This is a genomic window from Streptomyces sp. NPDC004561 (assembly GCF_053602155.1).
Genome location: NZ_JBSGDB010000828.1, coordinates 1 through 2,058, shown reverse-complemented (window position 1 = coordinate 2,058; position 2,058 = coordinate 1). Strand labels below are relative to the sequence as shown.

At 66.9% G+C, this 2,058-nt stretch carries 2 protein-coding genes; one reads left to right on the top strand and one right to left on the bottom strand.

Annotated features, from left to right (window positions below; all coding sequences use genetic code 11):
* Window positions 1-72: 72 nt before the first annotated feature.
* Complete coding sequence (locus tag ACWEN3_RS45805; RefSeq protein WP_452984286.1) at window positions 73-198, bottom strand: hypothetical protein; 126 nt, start codon at window positions 196-198, stop codon at window positions 73-75.
* 591 nt (window positions 199-789) lie between these two features.
* Here ACWEN3_RS45805 and ACWEN3_RS45800 point away from each other — a divergent pair.
* Window positions 790-1,197: a hypothetical protein gene (locus ACWEN3_RS45800; RefSeq protein ID WP_452984284.1), complete on the top strand. Its 408-nt coding sequence runs from the start codon at window positions 790-792 to the stop codon at window positions 1,195-1,197.
* The last annotated feature ends 861 nt before the right edge of the window (window positions 1,198-2,058 follow it).

The following is a 2,058-nucleotide window of genomic DNA, read 5'->3' as shown; positions in this document are numbered from 1 at the left end:
ACGACCGTGCCGCCGCGTCGTGCTGCATACGGCGCGCGGTCCCCGTCATCCAGCCGGTACTGCCCCAAAAGATCAGCTTCCAGGGTGGCCCGCGCTCGGATGCAGGCGCAGGGCCTCGTCCAGTGAGTCCTTGACCGGCGCCAGCAGGGGCGGGGCGCGGTGTGCCCGCTTCACCGGCGCGTTCGTCGAGCGCATCATCTACGGTTCCCAGGGTCCTGGCGGCGCCGAAACCCTCGACATCGGGTACTTCATCCTGGCCCAGGTCTAGTCCACCGGCTGCGGGGTGGTCGATGCGCCGGTCACCCACGTGGGAGCGGATCGCGCGAGCCGAATACGCGCGATCCGCGATCACCGTGTCGGGACTGGTCCGCGACCGTCCGGGGCCCAGACGTTCGGGCGTGGGCGATGGGCCATGGAATTGCCTCCTTGACACCCTGGCGTGCAGGCCTTCGCGGGCCCTCGGGCCGGCTCTTCAGGGTCTGGCCGCTCCGCTCTACTCGTCCGTTAGGGCGCCCCGAACGGTGGGCATGTTGCCGTACTCGCCGACCCACCGGATGAACTTCCGACGCGCAGTCTCCCTGAAGTGCCACCAGTCGTGCTGGACCGGCCGGTCGGCGAGGGCCAGAAGCAAGTGGTAGCGGCCGGGGGGCTACTACAGGAGGCAAGAGGCGATCATTTGGTCGCGGCACGAGTCCTGCCAGCACAGGCCGAGCCTGGGGATCGTCCGCCGGCACGTGGCCATGGCCGGGGCGCCGCAGGCGGGGCCCGGGTACTGCCCGGGGGGTCGAAGTGGAAAGGGTCCACCCCCGCCCGGGCGACGACCACGACCCCGACCTGATCGCCGTCTCCCTGGTCCACCCCGACACCCCGCACGCCGCGGCCTACCTCCACGGCCACCAACTCGGCTACACCGGCAAGGGCCGGCTGCGCTGCGAGACAGACAAGATCTCCGGAGTGTGGCACCCGGCCCTGACCCCGTTCACCCACGCCGCGGCGAGCCTGCCCCTCCCCGACGACGTCGGCATGGACCCCGCCTCCTACGGCGTACACGTCGAAGCACGCCGCAGCGACAACACCGGCTTCACCCTGCTCCGCCTCGGTCCCCACACCCAGACCTGGCTCGCCTCCCGCGACGCAGACCGCATCAACACCGAACTGAAGGGCTGGGCGGCCACGTCATCCCCGGCTTCACCGTGACCACGAGAGCTACGCCGACCCGCACGGCGCCGACATCGCCGCGCTCCTGGCCGACGCCGTCGCGGGGGTGCCCGGAATATCGGCCCCGGAACCGGAATGTCGATCGATACCGAGCCCGTTGAGAGCCCCGTCCGGTTGCTGGCGAAGATGATTCCGACACCGTCCACGATCCTGGTCGGCAAGGCCGCATCAGTGTGCCGCGAATAGCGGAGCTGCGACCGTCCCATTGGATGCGGATCCGTCTCGTTGGACATGGCAAGCAATGACCAGCACCAGCAATTCCGCTTTCCCCGCTACTGGTCCATGGGTTTTACGGAACCACGGAAGAGTCGCTTTTTAAGAGCCCCCATTAGGTGATTCGGTTCGTCGAGAATCGGCCAACCATTGACTGAGTGGATCCGCCACCCATCTCGAGGGACTCTCTAGGTACATGGCCTCTGACCTGCATTTTGAGCGTGCCGTGCGTAGGACCAGGGTTGGCCGGATCTGGCCTATTCGGTCTCGGTTCCTACGGAGAAGATGCCTTCGTGGATCAGGACGGTGGGGGATTGATGCGGTGCCTCCGTATTCCACGAGAGACACCTCTGCGGCACACCGATTCGGCGTCACCCGGGCCACACTTCGGTTGAGTAAAGTTCTGGAAATGAACATCGTCGAGGTTGCCACAGGGCTCTGTTCGAGTATTACGTTGTCGCCTCCGGTGGAGTTCGATCCACCGTCCTGAGAGGGAACTTCAAGGGAAGGGGAAGACGTCATGAATTCCGTGGCGGGGCGAACTGACGCCGCTGGAGGACTTCCTGGGCGAGCTCGTCAGCGGCGCCGACAGCGCCGAGGTCACCGTCACGGGTGAGCGCAGGCCCC